The sequence below is a fragment of the Elusimicrobiota bacterium genome (genome assembly GCA_026388095.1).
Lineage (GTDB): Bacteria > Elusimicrobiota > Elusimicrobia > UBA1565 > UBA9628 > UBA9628.
This window is the reverse complement of record JAPLKL010000079.1, coordinates 61079-79614: the sequence shown is the minus strand read 5'-3', so window position 1 is coordinate 79614 and position 18536 is coordinate 61079. Positions and strand designations below refer to the sequence as shown.

Annotated in this window: 16 protein-coding genes; 1 reads left to right on the top strand and 15 read right to left on the bottom strand. The window is 67.0% G+C overall.

What is annotated here, in order from left to right; translation table 11 throughout:
* Positions 1-74: 74 nt before the first annotated feature.
* From hutU to NTY77_20455, 13 genes are all read right to left on the bottom strand, one after another.
* Positions 75-1748 (bottom strand): urocanate hydratase, encoded by a 1674-nt coding sequence (gene hutU / locus NTY77_20515; protein MCX5797881.1) that lies wholly within the window; start codon positions 1746-1748, stop codon positions 75-77.
* A gap of 27 nt (positions 1749-1775) precedes the next feature.
* Entirely contained in the window at positions 1776-2483 is a 708-nt protein-coding gene (locus tag NTY77_20510) for a DUF3307 domain-containing protein (protein ID MCX5797880.1), read from the bottom strand.
* 7 nt (positions 2484-2490) lie between these two features.
* On the bottom strand, positions 2491-4623 hold the full coding sequence (locus tag NTY77_20505) for a CHASE2 domain-containing protein (GenBank protein ID MCX5797879.1): 2133 nt from the start codon (positions 4621-4623) through the stop codon (positions 2491-2493).
* On the bottom strand, positions 4620-5345 hold the full coding sequence (locus NTY77_20500) for a HEAT repeat domain-containing protein (protein MCX5797878.1): 726 nt from the start codon (positions 5343-5345) through the stop codon (positions 4620-4622). Before NTY77_20500 ends, NTY77_20505 begins: the two co-directional genes overlap by 4 nt.
* A gap of 245 nt (positions 5346-5590) precedes the next feature.
* Positions 5591-6874: an adenylosuccinate synthase gene (locus NTY77_20495; protein MCX5797877.1), complete on the bottom strand. Its 1284-nt coding sequence runs from the start codon at positions 6872-6874 to the stop codon at positions 5591-5593.
* Between the two features lie 78 nt (positions 6875-6952).
* Positions 6953-7975, bottom strand: coding sequence for a hypothetical protein (locus NTY77_20490; GenBank protein MCX5797876.1), 1023 nt, complete (start codon positions 7973-7975; stop codon positions 6953-6955).
* On the bottom strand, positions 7972-8898 hold the full coding sequence (locus NTY77_20485) for a tyrosine recombinase (GenBank protein ID MCX5797875.1): 927 nt from the start codon (positions 8896-8898) through the stop codon (positions 7972-7974). Before NTY77_20485 ends, NTY77_20490 begins: the two co-directional genes overlap by 4 nt.
* 64 nt (positions 8899-8962) lie before the next feature.
* Positions 8963-11317 carry a type I DNA topoisomerase gene (topA, locus tag NTY77_20480; protein ID MCX5797874.1) on the bottom strand — a complete coding sequence of 785 codons (2355 nt, stop codon included), beginning with the start codon at positions 11315-11317 and terminating at the stop codon, positions 8963-8965.
* The gene (gene dprA, locus NTY77_20475) at positions 11298-12269 is read right to left on the bottom strand and encodes a DNA-processing protein DprA (GenBank protein MCX5797873.1); all 972 of its coding nucleotides are present in this window, start codon (positions 12267-12269) and stop codon (positions 11298-11300) included. The genes topA and dprA overlap by 20 nt, the downstream gene beginning before the upstream one ends.
* The gene (locus NTY77_20470; GenBank protein MCX5797872.1) at positions 12266-12721 is read right to left on the bottom strand and encodes a helix-turn-helix domain-containing protein; all 456 of its coding nucleotides are present in this window, start codon (positions 12719-12721) and stop codon (positions 12266-12268) included. The genes dprA and NTY77_20470 overlap by 4 nt, the downstream gene beginning before the upstream one ends.
* The gene (locus NTY77_20465) at positions 12711-13103 is read right to left on the bottom strand and encodes a tetratricopeptide repeat protein (GenBank protein MCX5797871.1); all 393 of its coding nucleotides are present in this window, start codon (positions 13101-13103) and stop codon (positions 12711-12713) included. Before NTY77_20465 ends, NTY77_20470 begins: the two co-directional genes overlap by 11 nt.
* Positions 13100-13711, bottom strand: coding sequence for a hypothetical protein (locus NTY77_20460; protein ID MCX5797870.1), 612 nt, complete (start codon positions 13709-13711; stop codon positions 13100-13102). The genes NTY77_20465 and NTY77_20460 overlap by 4 nt, the downstream gene beginning before the upstream one ends.
* Before the next feature lie 61 nt (positions 13712-13772).
* On the bottom strand, positions 13773-15305 hold the full coding sequence (locus NTY77_20455) for a YifB family Mg chelatase-like AAA ATPase (GenBank protein MCX5797869.1): 1533 nt from the start codon (positions 15303-15305) through the stop codon (positions 13773-13775).
* A 422-nt stretch (positions 15306-15727) separates the two neighbouring features.
* Between NTY77_20455 and NTY77_20450 the strand changes: the two genes are divergently transcribed.
* Complete coding sequence (locus NTY77_20450) at positions 15728-16084, top strand: hypothetical protein (GenBank protein MCX5797868.1); 357 nt, start codon at positions 15728-15730, stop codon at positions 16082-16084.
* Positions 16085-16296: 212 nt separating this feature from the next.
* Here NTY77_20450 and NTY77_20445 read toward each other — a convergent pair whose 3' ends face one another.
* Both NTY77_20445 and NTY77_20440 read right to left on the bottom strand, forming a co-directional pair.
* Positions 16297-17385: a glycosyltransferase family 2 protein gene (locus tag NTY77_20445; GenBank protein MCX5797867.1), complete on the bottom strand. Its 1089-nt coding sequence runs from the start codon at positions 17383-17385 to the stop codon at positions 16297-16299.
* The gene (locus NTY77_20440) at positions 17382-18533 is read right to left on the bottom strand and encodes a glycosyltransferase (protein ID MCX5797866.1); all 1152 of its coding nucleotides are present in this window, start codon (positions 18531-18533) and stop codon (positions 17382-17384) included. The genes NTY77_20445 and NTY77_20440 overlap by 4 nt, the downstream gene beginning before the upstream one ends.
* Between the last annotated feature and the right edge of the window lie 3 nt (positions 18534-18536).

The following is an 18536-nucleotide window of genomic DNA, read 5'->3' as shown; positions in this document are numbered from 1 at the left end:
TCCCTTGCCGGACTCACTGCGACTTTCGCTGGGATCTCCCGTCTCAGAACAGTATAGAAAATACCCGAGCCCACCTACCTCGGGATGTTGAGCTTGTGCTTCTGCGCGGCCTTGACCGCCTCGGGGTACCCGGCGTCCAAGTGCCGCGCCACGCCGATGCCCGGATCGTTGGTCAGGACCCGCTCCAGGCGCCCCTCCATCATCTTGGTGCCGTCAGCCACCGTCACCTGGCCCGCGTGCAAGGAATACCCGATCCCCACGCCGCCGCCGTGGTGGAAACTCACCCAGGAAGCGCCCGAGGCCGTGTTGAGCAGAGCGTTGAGGATGGGCCAATCCGCGATCGCGTCCGAGCCGTCCTTCATGGCCTCGGTCTCCCGATAGGGGCTGGCCACCGAGCCGCAGTCCAAGTGGTCGCGGCCGATGACAATCGGAGCCTTGAGCTTGCCCTTGGCCACCATATGATTGATGCGCAGGCCCATCTCGGCGCGCTCGCCCAAGCCCAGCCAGCAGATGCGCGCCGGCAAGCCCTGGAAAGCCACCCGCTCCTGCGCCATCTTGATCCAGCGCGCCAGGGCCTTATCCTTGGGGAAAAGGTCCAGCACCGCCTGGTCCGTGGCATGGATGTCCGACGCCTCGCCCGAGAGCGCGGCCCAGCGGAACGGACCCTTGCCCTCGCAGAAGAGCGGCCGGATGAAGGCCGGCACGAAGCCCGGGAAATCGTAGGCGTCCTTGACCCCGGCTTGGAAAGCCATGGTGCGGATGTTGTTTCCATAATCGAAGGTCACCGCGCCCTGGGCCTTCAAGTCCAGCATGGCGCGCACATGCACGGCCATGGACTCCATAGCCCGCCGGATGTGCTCCTGCGGGTTGGATACGCGCAGTTTGGCCGCCTCTTCCAGGGAAAGCCCCTGCGGGATATAGCCGGTCAGCGGGTCATGCGCCGAAGTCTGGTCCGTTAGCACATCCACTGCGATGCGTCGGCGCGCCAACTCCGGGATGATGTCGGCCGCGTTGCCCAAGAGCCCGACCGACAGAGCCTCGCCCTTCTCCTTGGCCTGGAGGACCTTCTCCAAGGCCGCGTCGAGGTCCGTCTCCATCACGTCGAGGTAGCGGGTCTTGAGGCGCATGGCGATGCGCTTCGGGTCCACCTCCACCGCCAGGAAAGCCGCCCCGTTCATGGTCGCGGCCAAGGGCTGGGCCCCGCCCATGCCCCCCAGGCCCGCGGTCACCACCAGCCGGCCCTTGAGGCTGCCCTGAAAATGCTGGCGCGCCGCCTCGGCGAAGGTCTCGTAGGTGCCTTGGAGTATGCCCTGCGTGCCGATGTATATCCAAGAGCCGGCCGTCATCTGACCGTACATCATCAAGCCCTTCTGCTCCAGCTCATTGAACACCTCCCAGGTGGCCCAGCGGCCCACCAGGTTGGAGTTGGCGATGAGCACTCGCGGCGCATAATCGTGCGTGCGGAACACCGCCACCGGCTTGCCCGACTGGACCAAGAGCGTCTCATCGTTCTCCAGGCCCCTCAGGGCCCGCACGATGGCGTGAAAGCAGGCCCAGTTGCGCGCCGCCTTGCCCCGGCCGCCGTAGACCACCAGGTCGGCCGGCCGCTCCGCCACCTCCGGGTCGAGGTTGTTCATGAGCATGCGCAAAGCCGCCTCCTGCTGCCAACCCTTGCAGGAAAGCAAGGGGCCGCGCGGAGCGCGCACAATGGCGGGGACGTCGGACGAATGCTTGACCGCAGTTTTCATGGGAAAGACCCCCCCACAGACCGGGACTCAGGAATAGTAGACGGCGCGGGCGCAGACCCCGCAGACGATGCTCATCACCGCCCCGAAGCCGAAGCTGAACCACGACATATCCAGCAACCGGCGTGAACGCAGCACGCCCATGCCCGCCAGCCAGGCCGGCGCTACCAGGAGCCAGCCGTGATGCGGCAGGAGGAAACTCAGGCCCAGCACCAACCGCTCCGCTATGCCCAGGCATTTCTCGTCGAAGCCGGGGTATTCGTTGCCGTAGAGGTCCTTCTCCAGGAAGTAGGTCGCCACCGTGGTCGTGTGCGTCAGGAGCACGGCCAGACAGCCGAGCACGGGCCACTTCTCCGGGATCCCGAACTCGCCGCTGCCCAGGTTCAGCGGCGAGACCGCGAAGATGAGCGCCGCATGGATGACCTGGTCCCAAAAGAAGTACAGGGTATTGTCCGGGGTCTTGAACCTGGAGATGGTCGTGACCCGCCACTCGTCCTCCAGGTAATGGGCCGCGAAGAGGATCAGGAGGCAGACCCAGCCCTTGAGCGGCAGGGGTCCTACAGCCACCCAGTCCTGCCCCAGGGAGTGGAAGGTCAGCGCGGCGTAGCAGAGCGGATGGAGCGAGCAATGGGCCAGCATGCCCCAGGCGCTGTGGCGTTTCCAGCGGTTGATGAAGTTGGTCTGGAGCGTGAAGTCGGCCAGCAGATGCCCGAAGAGCAGTCTCCAGAAGATATCCATGGCTTCTCTATTTGGCGGTCAGCTTGATGACCCCGTCCCAACCCGGGTCCGGCGGGATGGCGACGTAGTCTCGGGCCGTGCTGATGTAGTGCGCCGTCGGCCCATCCTTCGGGAAGACCTTGACGACCTCCTCGAATGACACCAACGCCTGGTCGTACTCCCTCTTGTAGTAATGCGCGAGACCGGCATTGTAGAAAGGGAGGGCCTTCTGCCATTGCTCAGACAACTGCCCCTTCTTGGCCAGCAGTTCATAGACCCGGATCGGGATGGCCTTGCCTACGACGAGAACGCGCCCCAACTCCCTGGCCTCGACCGCATCCTTGGCGCCTGAATAGACGGCCTCGCTGGCCATGATGCGCGAGCCGAAGAACTTGTTGGCGCCCTCCAGGCGCGAGGCCAGGTTGACCTCGTCGCCGATGACCGTGTAGGCCAGCTTCCTCTCCGACCCGGTCAGGCCCACGTTCATGTCCCCGGCGTTGAGGCCGATGCGGGCCGCGGGGATCTCGGGCAGGCCGGGGTCGAGGTCCTTGTTGAGCTCCGCCATGGTCTCCTGGCACTTCACCGCGGCCAGGCAGGCATTGATGCGGTGGTCGGGGTCGTCCAGGGGCGCGTTCCAGAAGGCCATGATGCAGTCCCCGATGTACTTGTCCACGGTGCCCTTGTGGTCCTGGATGACCTGGCTCAGGGCCGAGAGGTACCTGTTGAGGAATTGGATCAGGGCTTCGGCCGTCATCTTCTCCGAGATGGTGGTGAAATGCGCGATGTCCAGGAAGAACACGGTCATCTCGCGCTTCTCCCCGCCCAGCTTGACCAAGCCGGGGTCGGCCACCAGCTTCTCCACCACCTCGGGCGCGACGAACTGGCCGAAGGTGTGCTGGATGAACTTCTTCTGCGCGCTCTCGGTCAGGACCCGGCGCACGGTCTGCACCAGGAAGGAGAGCACCAACCCCACGACCGGAGCCACGAAATCGGTGCGCACGCCGCGGCAGAGCTGCCAGTAAGTGAATCCCATCCAGGCCAGGAACACGCCGGCCACGACGGAGTTCCCCATCGCGGGCGTAAAGCGCAGCAGCACCAGCGGCAGCCAGATCATGACCAGCAGGATCACCAGGACGGTGCTGCGCGGCGTGACGCGCAGGTAATCCCCGTGCAGCGCGTTGTCGATGCTGTTGGCGTGGAACTCCATGCCCGCGGCCCGAGGGCTGAAGGGGCTGGGATACTGGTCGTAGTAGCCCACGGCGGTGGAGCCGATGATCACCAAGGAGCCCTTGAGCACCTCCCTCTGCGCGGGCGTGAGTTCTCCGTCGAGCAGGTCCAGCACCGAGATGCCGCGGTAGGCGCAGTAGACCGTCTGCAGGTTGGTGGTCTTGCCCTCCCGCTGCACGGCCTCGTCCCTCTTCTCATGGCGCAGCCATTCCACCGGCCGGCGGAAATTCAAGAACAAAGTGCGCGGCTGCGGCTCGGCGAACCGGGCGCGCACCTCGGAGACCGGCATATCCAGCAGGCTGGCCATGCTCACCGCGTCCATATTGGGGGCCATCTCGTTCATGTCGCGCAGGTCCTGGGTGCGCTGGTCGAAGAGCCGGGCCTTGCGCAGGTGGCCGTCCGGGTCGAGCACGTTCTGGACGCTGGAGTAGCCCACGTACTGCGCCGCATTCTTGAGCCCCGGGATCGGCTCGCTGACCGTAAGGACCTGCATGCGCTCCCGACCGGGGACCTCCACATCCTTCTCCGAGAAAGCGAAGAGGTGGATCACGTGCCCGAAGCGCCGGGTGGAAGCCTCGAGTTGGGCGTCTCCGGGCCGCGGCTCGAAGAACATCACGTCGAAGGCCGCGGTCTTGACCCCGTAGGTCTTGAGCTTGTCCAGCAGGCGCGCGTGCACCTCGCGCGGCAGAGGGAAGCCGTACTTCTGGCCCGTCTCTTCGTCGATGGCCGCCAGGATGATGCGCGGGTCTCCCGTCGGGAGCTTGTCCGCGCGCCAGCGGAACATGATGTCGGTCCAGACATCCTCGGAGTGGGCGAAGACTCCCCGTATCGACATGCCCAAGATCCCCGGCCAGTACAGGGCTAGGAAGATCAGCGTGAAGGCGATGCAGAAATTGCGCGGGAACCGGTCCTTCTTCTTGGCCGCGATCTTCATTTCGGCTGCGCCGGCTGGGCCGCGGCCCGCGGAGCCGCGGCCGGCTTCTTCTTAGCCCCGGCCCTCTGCTTGCGGGTCACCTTGCCGCTCTTGCCCGCGGCTGCCGGGGCCGGAGCGGGGCTCGCGGCCTGCGCCGCAGGCGCAGGTGCGGGCGCCGCCTTTAGGCCCAGCCGAGCCCGCAGCTGGCCGCGCGCGAAATCGATGATCTTCTTGGTGTTGGGGTCGGTCTCCAATGTGAAGGCCTTGTCCAAGGCCGGTAGGCCGGTCAAGGCGTCTGCGACCATGCCCACGGCCTCGGCGGCGAGCCCGCGGGCGTTGGTGTCATTGGACTCCAGGGCGGCATAGGCCGCCGGCAGCCCGGAGACGTCGCCGAACTTGGCCAAAGTCTGGACGGCGCTCATGCGGGCGCCGAGGTCCGTGTCCTGGAGGGTCTCGCGCAGGGCGGGCACGCAGGCCGGGTCGCCCAGACTGCCCAGGGCCCGGGCCGCAGCCGAGCGCACGGAAGCATCCTGGTCCTTGAGGATCCCGACCAGGGCGGGGGCGGCCTCGGCACGCCGCAGCCGGCCCAGTTCGCTGACGCCTTGGCGGCGCGTCCCGGGCGACTGATCCTTGAGTTTGGCCGAAGCGGCCTGGAAGGGGTCGGTCTCCGGCGTCTGCGGCGCCTGCGCCTGGGTGGATGCGCCGGAGAGGAAAATCGTCATGAGGACAGAAGACGCATTCATGGTGGGATTCTAGCAAAAGCGGGCGGGGATACGACACGACCGGATTCCGCCACCAAAAAAGAGGCCCGGCCTTACCAACTATCTTACCCCTCTATCCCGAAGATAGCTAGTTAAGGCCGGGCGGAATCATAGGCGCGACTGACGCCTAAATCCAGTATAACAGACCCCGCGATTTTGTCAAGACCCAAGCCCTTGACACGGCGTGCGTCGTCGAGGAATCGCGTTGGGCCCAGGCCTGATACGGCTCAGCCCCAGAGGCTTCCCTCCGAGTGGAGGAAGGTCTGCTCGTGGCTCGCGCCGACCGAGACGATGGCCGCTGGGCAGCGCAGCTCCCGCTCCAGCCAGCGCACGTAGCGCCGCGCCGCGGCGGGCAGATCCGCGAGCCTGCGGCAGGAGCTCAGGTCCCCCGAGAAACCCGGCATGGCGCGATAGACCGGCCTGGCCCCCTTTTGGGCCAGGCGCGAAGCCGGGAACTCATCGAGGAGCCTTCCCTTCCAGCGGTAGGCGGTGCAGACCTTGATGGGGTCGGTGCCGCTCAAGGTGTCGAGCTTGGTCAAGGCCAAGCGGCCGATGCCGCTGATGCGGATTGCCGAGCGCAATTGAGGCAGGTCGAGCCAGCCGATGCGCCGCGGCCGGCCCGTGGTGGCCCCGTACTCGCGCCCCTTCTCCCGGATGCGGCCTGCCAGAGGCTCGGGCATCTCCGTCGGGAAAGGCCCCAGGCCGACCCGCGTGGTGTAGGCCTTGGCCACTCCCAGCACCGCGTCAATCGCGGTCGGAGGCAGGCCCGCGCCTACGCAGGCCCCGCCGGAGACGGGGTTGGACGAGGTCACGAAAGGGTAGGTCCCATGGTCCAGGTCGAGCATGGCCCCTTGCGCGCTCTCCATGAGCACCCGGCGCTTGGCAGAAAGCGCCTTGGCGATGATCCGGCCCGTATCCTCGCAGAAGGGCTCCAGGAAGCGCCGCAGTCCCGGATAAGCGGCCGAGGTCTCGCGCTTGAGGCGCTCGGTTTCCTTTCGGCCGAGTTCCCCCCGATGCGCGTCAAGCGCCGCGCCCAGAAGCTCACGGAAGGTCTCAGGCTCCAGATAGTCCGCCACGCGCACGCCCCGGCGCGCGACCTTGTCCTCGTAGCAGGGGCCGATGCCCTTTAAGGTCGTGCCGATGGCGCCGCTGCCGCCCTCGCGCACGCGGTCCAAGGCGATATGGTAGGGCAGGATGACGTGGGCCTGGAGGCTCACGAAGAGCCGGCCGCTCACGCGGATGCCCCGCCCCTCGAGCGTGCGGACCTCTTTCTGCAGTGCCGCGGGATTGACCACCACCCCGTTTCCGATGGCGTTGCGCGGACGGGAGAACAGGATGCCTGAGGGCACCAGGTGAAGAGCGAAGCTCTGGCCGCCGATGACCACGGTATGGCCCGCGTTGTCGCCGCCCTGATAGCGCACCACCCAGTCCGCGCCCTGGCTGAGATAGTGGACGATCTTGCCCTTGCCTTCGTCCCCCCACTGCGCGCCGATGACAGTCAGAACTGGCATGTAGCCTCCCTAGCGCGCGGTAGCGCGCTGGCACTGACCGTCCTCAGGGAATGCGTTGACGGTCATGTGCTGGTCGTGTTATCCCTTGTTCGTCCCGAAAAAGCGCTGCCACCAAGAGACTTTCTCCGGCATCCCGGGCGCCTTGCGCACAGCGCGCAGCCGGACCTGGGAAGCGACCTCCGCATCCCCGCAGACCCCGGCCGAAAAGCGCACCCGCACCAGCAGCGCCTGCGGATCGCCCGCGGCAGGAGCCGGCGCGGCTTCGATGGCTTCGACTGGCGCGGGGATGGGCACCGGCCCCTGGTCTGAATGCCCGCCGAAGAATTTGGCCAGGTATTTGGCGATGTCGCGGTTATCCGCGATGGTGGCCGCCACCAGGTCCCCGGCGCGCAGCTCAGCCGCGGGCATCCCGGCCGGATCGGACTCCAACGTGACCTTCAAGACCAGCAGTTCGTCCGGCTGGGGACCGCCGGCAGCGCGCCAGGGGGCGGCGGCGGCGCGCCTGGGCGCGCCGCCCCCGGAGGGCTGCCGTTCTCCTCTACCGGATGGGGCCGGTCTCAAAGACTGGTATTGACCCAAGTCCAGGACATCCTTCTTGAGCCGGAGTTCGAGCCTTCCCGAGCGCAGCAGCTGCTTGAGCACGCCGGCGACCTCGGCTTGGACCTTATCCGCGCCGGTGGGCTGGGCATCGAAGAGCCCGGCCTCCGCGCCGGAGCGCAGGCGGCCGGCCACGGCCTGCTCGATCTCCAGGCTCTCCGTGGGGAGGCTGCCTTCCCAAAGCCGGCAGCCATAGAGATACTTCTCGAACTCGAACCAGTCCTTCTCCAGGCTCACCGCGCAGACCGCCGGGTTGTAGGAGACCACCGCCCGGGTGCGCAGGACCGCGCGGGACTTCACGTCGAGGATGACCAGCAGAAGGCCGAAGAGATTCTGCTCCGGCTGCACGATCTTGCCTTTGAAGACCACGATATTCTTGTGCAGCCGCGGGATAGCCTTGACCGCTTCCTCGACCACGTAGCCGCACATCTCCAGGGCCAGCTCCGCCTCGCCCTGGTCGCAGCCGGTCTCCTCCATGAGGAGGGCGATCTTGTCGGGGATCAAGGCCGTTGTCCTTTTTCTGAGTTCGGCGCCTGCGGCGCCGAACTCCGAGGGTGAGAGCGGCTGTAGACCTCTTTGAGCTTCTCCAAAGAGACATGGGTGTATATCTGCGTGGTGGCCAGACTCTTGTGGCCCAGCATCTCCTGCACCGAGCGCAGGTCGCAGCCGGAGTTGAGCAGGTGCGTGGCGAAGCTGTGGCGCAGAGCGTGCGGGGTGACGGTCTTGAGCCAGCCCGCGCGGCGCAGCCAGCCCTTGAGCAGAAACGCCACCCCGGCGTCGCTCAGACGCAGCCCGCGGGAGTTCAGGAAGAGGGGGCTCTCGCCCTTAGCGGAGCTCGGACCGCGCTGGCGCAGGTACTCACGCAGGCAGGACAGGGCCGCGTGCCCCACCGGCACGAGCCTTTCCCGGGAGCCCTTGCCCATGACCCGCACGAAACCCGACACGAAATCCACGTCCCCCACGTTGAGGGATGCCAGTTCCGAGCGACGCAGGCCGCTGGAGTAGAGCAGTTCCAGGATGGCGCGGTCCCTCTCCCGGCAAGACGGCTGCTGCGGCCCGGTCTGAGCCAGCAGTTCGGAGATCTCGCTCTCCGTCAGGAACTTGGGCAGCCGCGACGCCTTGCGGGGCAGGGGCAGGGCGCAGAAGGGGTCCTGGTCCATGACCCCTTCCCGGCGCAGGAAACGGAAGAAAGCCCGCAGGGCCGAGACCTTGCGCAGCACGGTGTTGCGGCCGAGGTTGCCCCGAGCCTGCAACTGGGCCAGATACGCCCGGACCTCGTTGCGGTCTATGGCGGCGGGCTCCGGGTCGCCCAGGCTCCGGCGGAACTGCTCCAGGTCGGCCCCGTAGGCGCGCAATGTGTGGGGCGAATAATTGCGGAAGCCCCGCAGGTGCATGAGGAACCTCTGCACCCAGTTGCGCAGCGGCATGTGCTAGAGCGCGGCAGCGCTCTGGTACTGACCGTCCTCAGGGAATGCGTTGATGGTCATGTGCTCAGGCCTGAGGAGTCCGCTGGGCCCGCAGGGCCTCGGCCTCGAGGCGCAGAGTCTCCCCGTCCTCCTTGGACACGGGCTTGATGTTGCGGCACTTCGGGAAGCCCGAACAGGCCAGGAAATGGCCCCGCTTGCCCAAGCGCAGCCACATGAAGTTGCCGCACTTCTGGCACTTCCGGCTGGTCGCCAGAGGGCGGGAGCCCTCGATCTTCTTGCCGTCGGCGTCGAGGGAGAAGGTGTTCTTGCAGGCCGGGTAGCCCGAACAGGCCAAGAAGCGGCCTTTGCGCCCCGTGCGGATGACCATGGGTTTGCCGCAGACGTCGCAGACTTCCTCGGTCTTCTCGGGCACGATCTTCTGCCCGTCCGGCCCGAGTTGGATCTTGCCCTTGCACTTGGGAAAGGCGGAACAGGAGAGATACTTGCCGAAGCGGCTTTCGCGGATGAGCATGGGCTGGGTGCAGACGGGGCACTTCTCGTCCGACTGCTTGGGCGCCACCTTGGACACCGTCATCTCGACGGAGGCGGCCTGCACGGCACGGTTGAAAGGCTGGTAGAAGTCGCCGACCACCCGGGTCCAGGTCTCGTGGCCCTCGGCGATCTGGTCCAGGCGCTCCTCGACCTCGGCCGTGTAGCTCAGGCTGACCACGTCCGGGAAATGCTGTTTGAGCTTCTCCGTCACCAGCAAGCCCAGGTCCGTGGGCAGGAGCCTACGGTCCTTCAAGCCGCGCCGGACGTAGCCGCGGTCGACGATGGTCTTGATGGTGGGGGCGTAGGTGGAGGGCCGGCCGATGCCGTGCTTCTCCATGGCCTTGATCAGGCTCGCCTCGTTGTAGCAAGGGGGCGGGCTGCTCTTATGCTCCTCCGGCTTGAGCTCGCGCAGCTGAAGAAGGTCGCCCTCCGCGAGTTGGGGCAGGCGGGAGCCTTCCTCCTCACCTTCTTCGGCTTCGTCGGCGGCATCCGCCTCCGCGGGAGTGGGCACCTGGTGGACCTTGAGGAAGCCCTCGAATTTGAGGGTGCGGCCGCTGGACCGAAACAGCGCCGGGCCGCTCTCGATGTCCGCAGCCACCGTGTCGTAGAGTGCCTCGGTCATCTGGCTGGACAGGAAGCGCTTCCAGATGAGCTCATAGAGCCGGGCCTGGTCCGAATTGAGGTGCGCTTTGAGGTCCTCGGGCCGGCGGGCCACGCCGGTCGGCCGGATGGCCTCGTGCGCCTCCTGGGCGCCGCGCGCCTTGGTCTGGTAGGTCGGCGGCTGAGCCGGGACGAACTCCGGCCCATAATGCTCCCGCGCGAAAGCGGCGGCTTCCGCCGCCGCCACCTTGGAGATGAAGAACGAATCCGTGCGCATGTAGGTGATAAGGCCCACGGATTCACCGCCGCCGAGGTCGACGCCCTCGTAGAGGGTCTGGGCCACGCGCATGGTGCGCTCGGCCGCGAAGCCCAGCTTCTGGGAGGCGGCCTGCTGCAGAGTGCTCGTGGAGAAAGGCGCCGGCGGCCGGCGCCGCAGCTCCCGGCGCTCCACCTTGACCACCTTGAAGGGGGCGCCCCGGAGGGCCGCCTCGAGGTCCCGGACCTGCTCGGGGGTCTTGAGCGTGGTGGTCTTGACCCGATACTGCTCGGCGAACAGGTCCGTGGTCTTCACGGTCTCCACCTTTTCGCCCTGCCAAGTAGATAGCCGGGCCTCGAACGGGGGCGGGCTGCCGGGCAGCTCCAGAGCAGCCCCGAGCGTCCAGAAGGTCTCGGAGGCGAAGGCATTGATCTCGCGGTCGCGCTCCGCGATGAGCCGGACCGCCACGGACTGCACCCGGCCGGCCGAGAGCCCGCTCTGGACCTTGGCCCACAGCAGCGGCGAGAGCAGGTAGCCTACCAGCCGGTCGATGACGCGCCGAGCCTGCTGGGCGTTGACCAGGTGATTGTCGATGGACCGCGGAGCGGCCAGGGCCTCGGTGATGGCGGAAGGGGTGATCTCGTGGAAAGTGATGCGCCGGACCTTGTCGGCTTCCAGGCCCAGGAGCTCGACTAGGTGCCAGGCGATGGACTCGCCCTCGCGGTCATGGTCGGTGGCCAGATAGACGGCGGGGGATCTCTCGGCCAGCTCCCGGAGCTCGGGGAGCAGCTTCTTGGCCCGGGGCAGGACGACATACTGCGGGGCGAAGTCCTTCTCCGGATCGACTCCCAGTTTCTTGACCGGGAGGTCCCGCACGTGGCCGAAGGAGCTGCGCACGACGTAGGAGCCCTTGAGCAGACGCGCGATGGTCCGCTCCTTGGCCGGCGACTCCACGATCACCAGGCAGGGCTGCGTGGTCCCTTTCTTGGCCGTCTTCTCCGTCTTAGGTGTCTTAGCTGCTTTTTTTGGCATAGCGCTGTCCAGGCACGGCTTCGACCAAGTCTTGGAGCTCCAGTTCAAAAAGCGTCTGGGTCAGGCTGGAGATGTCCAGGCCGGATTCCGCACCGAGCTCCGCGACGGAGCGCGTTTCGGAGCCCAGCAATTGTAGGATTTTTTCATGCGCCGGGGCCACAAGCGGCCGGACGGGAGCCTCCTGGCACGACGGGGGAAGCTCCGGCCAGATGTCCGCCATGCACCTGACCATGTTGGCGCCCTGGCTGATGAGCCGCAGCGGCGCCTCGCTGAGCGGCGAGTCGGCCGGCCCGGGCACGGCGAAGACCTCCCGGCCCTGCTGCGCCGCCAGGCGCGCGGTGATCAGCGAACCGGACTTGTCGCGCCCCTCGACGACCACGGTCCCCCAGCACAAGCCCGCCACGATGCGGTTGCGGCGCGGGAAATGCCCCGGCAGCGGCTCGGCGTCCATGGGGAACTCGCTGAGCACGCAGCCGCGGCCGGCGACGATCTCCCGGGCCAAGGCCTCGTTCTCCGGCGGATAGATGCGCCCCAGCCCGCTGCCCAGCACCGCCCAAGTCGTCCCTTGGGACTCGAGCGCGGCCCGATGGGCTTCCGTGTCGATGCCGCGCGCCAGACCGCTGGTGATGACGAAGCGCGCGGACGCGTCGCGGACCAGTTGTCGCGTCATGCGGCGGCCGTAAGGCGTGGGCTGGCGCGAGCCCACGAAAGCCAGGGCGTCGCGCCCGGCGTCGAGCCGGCCCCAGACGTACAGGACCAGCGGGGCGTCCGTTATCGAACGCAGCAGCTCCGGGTAGCCGGGCTCGTCCCGGAACAGAAGGCTCACCCCCATCTCCTGGGCGCGCCGCCATTCGCCGAGGGCGTCGAAGCCGCGCGAGCGGTCCGCCCCCATGGTCGCGGCGGCGTTGAGCCGCAGCAGATGCTCCTGCGCCGCGGTGAGCCCCTGGTTCACAAGAGCTCCTCCGAGAGACCCTCCCGCGGCGGAAGCTCCGGCAGCGGCTCCGCGTCGGATTCCGGCGGCCGGGTCCTGCCGCCGATGGGGCCCATCGCCTGCGGGCGGCTGCGCCGTCCTCGGCGATCCGACCCATCGGCGTCACCCGGCCGCTGGCCCCCCCCCGCAGCGCGAGCGTGGACCTCCCGGAAGAGTTCAGCATCCTCCCAGAGGGCGCCCCACTCGGCCGGGATGCGGCCGGCGGCCACGATGAGCTCCACGGCGTCGAGGCCCAGGGCCTGGGCGATGCGCCGCAGCAGCGCCTCGTCGGAGGGCGGGCTGCGCTTGCCGGCGAGGACCTTGGAGAAGAAGGAGGCGTCCAGTCCGGCCTCGCGGCACAGGCCGCGGAGGGTCAGGCCCCGGGCGCGCAGGCCGGCCGCCACGCGCGCGGCGAAAGGGCCTTTAGAGGCCATGATGATAGTGCAGCATCTCCCGCCGTTCGCGCATGAGCTTGATCTCGGCGCCGTCGGGATGCTCCTCGATGTAGCGGTCCAAAGCCGCCTTGGCCGCGTCCCAATCTTTGACTGACTCCGCCGAGTCCTCAAGGTAGACCAGAGCCGGGGCGGCGAACTGGCCGGTCGGGTAATCCGTCAGCAGTTGCGTGAAGGCCGCCTCGGCCTTGCCGTACTCCTCGCGCTGGTGATAGATCCACCCGATGGTGTAGTTGGCGCGCGGGGCCCAGGAGGCGCCCTTGTGCTGCGTGACGTACTGCAGGCTGGCCTCCAGGCTGGCGTGCCGGCTGAGGTAGTAGTATCCGCCGGCCAAGGCCAGGACGCATAGGACGTACTTCATCATAGCGGCGTCCGGGACAGGAGGTCGGCCGGCGACACTTCGGTCGCGGACTTGAGCACGCGCAGGCTCACCCGCCCCTTGGGCAGGACGGACTCCACCCGCACCACGCCGATGCGCTCCAGATAGAGGGCGTCGGGATCCGCGTCGGCCTCGGTCGGGACATCGCGCCGCAGCACATAGAGCAGGTCTCCGACCCGTACCGGCGCCGCCTTCTTCATCTGGCCATAGGCCAGGTCGCCCGGTCCAGGCACGATTTTCGAGGCATGGGCCTCCGCGACCTGCCCGTCTTCCTTCCAGCCCTTGGGCGCCCGTCGGCGCGGCGCGGACGTTTCGAATAGGCTGGCCTCCCGCGGCATGCTGCGCGAAATAGCGTCCCGGCCGCTTCCCCGGAAAGCGTCGGTCGAGATGATATCCTCGGGCATCGAGTCGGGGATTCGGGCTTCCTCTGGCGCCGAAGTCGTCTCCGGCCACTCGGCCGCGTCGCTATCGAAGGGCGCCGGCGCAGCCGACGCGGGCGCCGCGAGGGCAGTCCGGCCGCCCAAGGCGCAGAGCATGACCGCAGGCAGGCACAGCCTCGCCGCGCTCGCCATCCGCTCCAGGATACTCTTCATGGAACCTCCTTATAAAGCTGCAACATTATCACAAAAAATCCGTCTCCGGAGCGAATCATCCTCATGGCCGCAGCCGTTCCAGACTCCGGTATTGCATGGCCTCGCCCAGATGCCGGATGGAGACGCCCGGGCTGTCATCCAGATCCGCGATAGTCCGGGCCACCCTCAGGACGCGGTCCAAGCTGCGGGCGGAAAGACCGAGCTTGCGGGCCGCTTCCTCAAGGAGACCGAGCCCGGCCGCGTCCAGGGCGCAGTGACGGCGCAAGTCCCGGGGCGGGATGTGGGCGTTGACCCTGAGACCCGAAGACGCGAGGCGTTCGACCTGGACCTGCCGTGCCCTCCGGACTCGGTCCAGGATGCGGCGGGAAGTCTCCTCCGGGCTGATCTGGCCGCTGGCTGCCCACTGCTCGAAAGCCACGGGCGAGACCTCGATCTGCATATCGATGCGGTCCAGGAGCGGGCCGGAAAGCCTGGACAGATACCGGGCCATGGCCAAGGGCGTGCATGCGCACGGCCGCACCGGGTGCCCCCGCCAGCCGCAAGGGCACAGGTTGCACGCGGCGACCAAGGAGAACCTAGCGGGGTACTCCACCGTCTCCCGAGCCCGGGCCACCACCACCTTCCCATCTTCCAAGGGCTGACGCAGGGATTCCAGAGCCAGCCGGCTGAACTCCGCCAATTCGTCCAGGAAAAGGACTCCGCCATGGGCCAAGGAAACCTCGCCAGGCCGAGCCAGATGTCCGCCGCCGATCAAGGCCACGTGCGAAGCGCCGTGATGAGGCGCGCGGAAAGGGCGCCGGCTGATGAGGCCGGCTTTGTGCCGGTCCTGGCAGACGCCATGGATGCGCGTGACTTCCAGGGCTTCTTCAGGAGTCAGTTCCGGCAGGATCGTCGGCAGCCGTCGGGCCAGCATGGACTTGCCTGCGCCCGGCGGCCCGACCAGGAGGATGTGATGCCCGCCGGCGGCCGCGATCTCCAACGCCCGTTTGGCCAAGGGCTGGCCCCGCACGTCGCTGAAATCCAAGTCCGTCTCTGCGGCTTCCTCAGCTGCGGCCCTTGAGGACGCGCTCAGAGAAGCCTGCGGCGCCCCGGCCAGGAAATCAGCCACTTCGCGCAAGGTCACGGCGCCGTATGCGGTCAGGCCCGTGGCCGCGGCTTCGGTAGCATTGTCCCGAGGCGCGATGATGCCGCTGAAGCCCTGGCTCTTGGCTTTGGCCGCCATGGCCAGGACCCCGCGCACGGGTCGCAGGCCGCCGTCGAGGGCCAGCTCGCCCACGAAGCAGAAGCTCCGCATCCAGTCCCCGGCGGGGAGTTGGCCGGAGGCGGCCAGCACGGCCAAGGCGATGGGCAGGTCGAAATGGGAACCTTGCTTGCGGGACTGGGCCGGAGCCAGGTTGACCGTGATCCGGCGTTGCGGGAATTGGTAGCCTGAGTTGCGCACCGCCGCGCACACCCGGTCGCGCGATTCGCGCACCGCGGCGTCGGGCAGGCCCACCGTGGTGAAGCCCGGCAGGCCGTTGGCCAGATCCAACTCCACCATCACCGGATAACCCTCCACCCCGCGCAGACCGAACGACGATATCCTGGATAACATGGCCCTCCCTATATATACGAGCGAGGACGCGATTTGTTCCCTGGCCGCCGCGGGCATTCAATTCCCGGCCAAAATTGAATACGGGGCAAACTGGAGGCCCACGAAGGCCGCATCCAGCGGCTGGAGTCCTCCAAGCCCCCCGTCTGAGCACGAGGAATCGCCGTTCCCGAACCCCGCAGCCAGGTCCAAGCCGAACGTCAGGACTGGCACCTCTGGTTCTCCATTGGGCCGCCTTCTGCAATGACGGCGACTTGGAGAACAAATCGTGCTTGCAGTAGCGGCTCTTTTCACGCTCTTACCGCGCGCCGCGAGGTAGAACATTAAAAAGAGGTTATGGGAATTACATTTTCAAGCTCAAGAGTCGCCGCCCTCAGAGGAGGCGGACTTCCACTCGGACTTTCGAAATGTTGTAACATTGCGCCATGAAAAAAATCAGCGCTGCCCCCACATTCAAGATCGGAGTGCGCGAGCTTACCGTCGCCGTCTCGGACCTCCACCGCAGGATCGACGATATGAACCAGAAGTTGGACTACAAACTGCATCAGGCCGTCGAGCGTCTGGACCGCAGGATCGACGCGGCCGTCGCGCGCCTCGACGAGGAGATCGAGGCCATGGACCCCAAATGGGCGGCGATCGACAGGCGCTTCGTGACCGACCTCGTCAGGCGCAACGCGGATTTCAACAAGATCGCCGAGGCGACCGAGGACCGGGCCTTGAACCGGTTCAGCGTCCGCAACAACCGGCGCTTGTCCAGGGGGTTGTTTGAACGCAAGAAATAGACGCCCCGCTTCGACGGAGATAACCGATAGCAGCGCGGCTGGTCTGCAAAGCATGAAAATGGCTATTCCGGTATAACAAACACCAATACGGAAGGTTAGCCCCGGCTGCTATGTTTGTCAATGACATTTTTGTCACATTCGCGAGTATTTTATAGATAGGACTATAAATAGTTTCGCGAGCGTTGACGCTCGCGACAGTGACGGGTAGGGAGCTAACGGCAGGCGGCCAAAACCAGCAGCTTGTACACGCCGCCGTAGAGGCGCAGGAAGCCTGAGACCAACAGGGTCCCGGCCTTGGCCCAGAGCGGATAACCCGGGTCGGCAAGGATGCGGCGCGCGCCCACGCCGGAGCCGTGGGCGAGGTAGAAATCCCGTCGGAACGCGGAGACTCGCAGAAGCTCCCGGCCCGCCCGGCGCAGGGCCATGATCCGGTCCCAGTCCAAGGCCGTCTCTTTCCAGCCGCGCGATTTTCCGGCCAGATTCCCGCACAGCCCGAACCAGGCCAGCATGGCCGCTTCCTGAACGAGCAAAGCGGGCAAGAGCGCCAGCAAAAGCGGCCAGCTGAAGTAGCTCAGCAGGTAGCGGTAGCGGTTGCGCTCCATCAGATACTGCGCGAAAAAATTCTTCCGGAACCGCTCGGGAAGCTGGTCGTGGAAGGCCCGCGCAGACGGCACGCACCACGACCTCACCCCGTGCAGTCTGGCGCGCAGAGAATATTCCACGTCCTCATGGTAGGCGAAATACGAGTCCTCCAAAAATCCGACTTTGTCCAGCGCCCTGCGGCTGATGAGCAGGACCACCGCGTGAACGGCCGCGATCTCCACGGGCGCGCTGCCGCCGCTTTGCACCGGCTCCAAAGTCGGGGCCGCGGCCCCGGTGTAGGCCAGCTCCAGGCCGGCCGAGACCGGCCGGCCCGAGAGGTCGAGCACCAAGGGCTGGATCAAGGCCTCATCGCCCAGTTTCCGCGCCGCTTCAACGAGGCGGGCCAGGCAGTCCTCGCCCTCAAGGCGCGCGTCCTGGTTGACGAGCAGGAAATAGTCATAGCGTTGGGCGTTCTCTTTGAGCACCGCGTTGTGCCCGGGAGCAAAGCCCATGTTGGCCGGGCTCGACTTCACGATGAGCCGGGGCCAGCGCTTCTGCAGCTTGCGCAGAAACGCCCCGGAGCCGTCCTCTGAGCCGTTGTCCAGCGCCACGATCTCGACGCTGCCGCCCGGAAGCTTCTGCCGGAGGAGGCTCTCCAGGCACGGCTCCACCACGTCGCGCCCGTTGCGGACCAGCACGCTGGCGCAGACCCGGCTCACGGGGCCATGACCTCGGAAAAGACGCGCTCGTAGCCGGCCATGTGCGCGGACATGCTGAAATCCTCGGCCCGGCGCATCCCCCCCTCGGATAGTCGTTGGCGCAGGTCCGGCTCGCGCAGCACGCGCAGGATGGCGTCGGCCATGGCCCGCTCGTCGCGCACCGGCACCAGCAGCCCGCTGCTGCCGTCTTCGATGATCTCATCCGGCCCCGACGGGCAGCGCGTGGCCACCACCGGGACCCCGGCGGCCATGGCCTCGAGCAGGACGATGCCGAAGCCCTCGTAGATCGAGGGCAAGGCGAAGACCGAGGCCTCGGCCAGAAAGGGCAGAGGGTTCTTCTGGTAGCCGGTGAAGCGCACCACGCCGCCCAGGCCCATGCGCGCGGCCTGCGCCTCGAGCTCCGCGCGCAAGGGGCCGTCTCCGACCAAGGTGAGCCGGGCGTCGACCTCGCGGCGCACCAAAGCCAAAGCCGCGATGAGGTGGCGGAACCCCTTCTGCTTGAACATCCGGCCCAGGCCCAGTATCGTCGGGGCGCGGCCCGGCGCGAGGTCGGGCCGGGCGTGGCGCCGCACCTCCTCGGTGTCCACGGGATTGTAGACCACGCTGACCCGTGCCGGGTCCAGGCCGAAGCTCTCGACCAGGTCCGACTTGACGCCCTGGGACACGGCCACCACGCGGCGCGCCGAGGGATAGAGCCGCCGGATCAGCGCCCTCAGCAAAGGATGGGCCCACGGGAAGAAATCCCGGATGTTGGTGCTCAGATGCGTGTGCTCGCAGATCACGACCGGGGTGGAAGGCCGGAAAAGCCGGGCGGCCAGCAAAGCCATGATGTTGGCGTGCGCGATGAGGCTGACCACCAGGTCGGGCTTGAGGCGGTGGTAGATGCGGGACAGGGACCAAGCCGCGGCCAGGATGTCCGCGGGCAGGGCGGACTCCGGGTTCTGGCCCAGCTCATAAGTCGGTATGGCCGGGTCCAGGTCCTCCACATAGGGGCCCGCCTTGCCGATGGAGAAGACCACCACGGGCTCCATGCCCTTCCGGAGCGGATGGGCCTTCCAATGGTCCAGCCAGCGGATCAAGATCTGCTCGGCCCCCCCGCCGCCCAAGGTCGGGATCACGAAGAGGATCCGTCTGCACGCTCTCTGCACTAT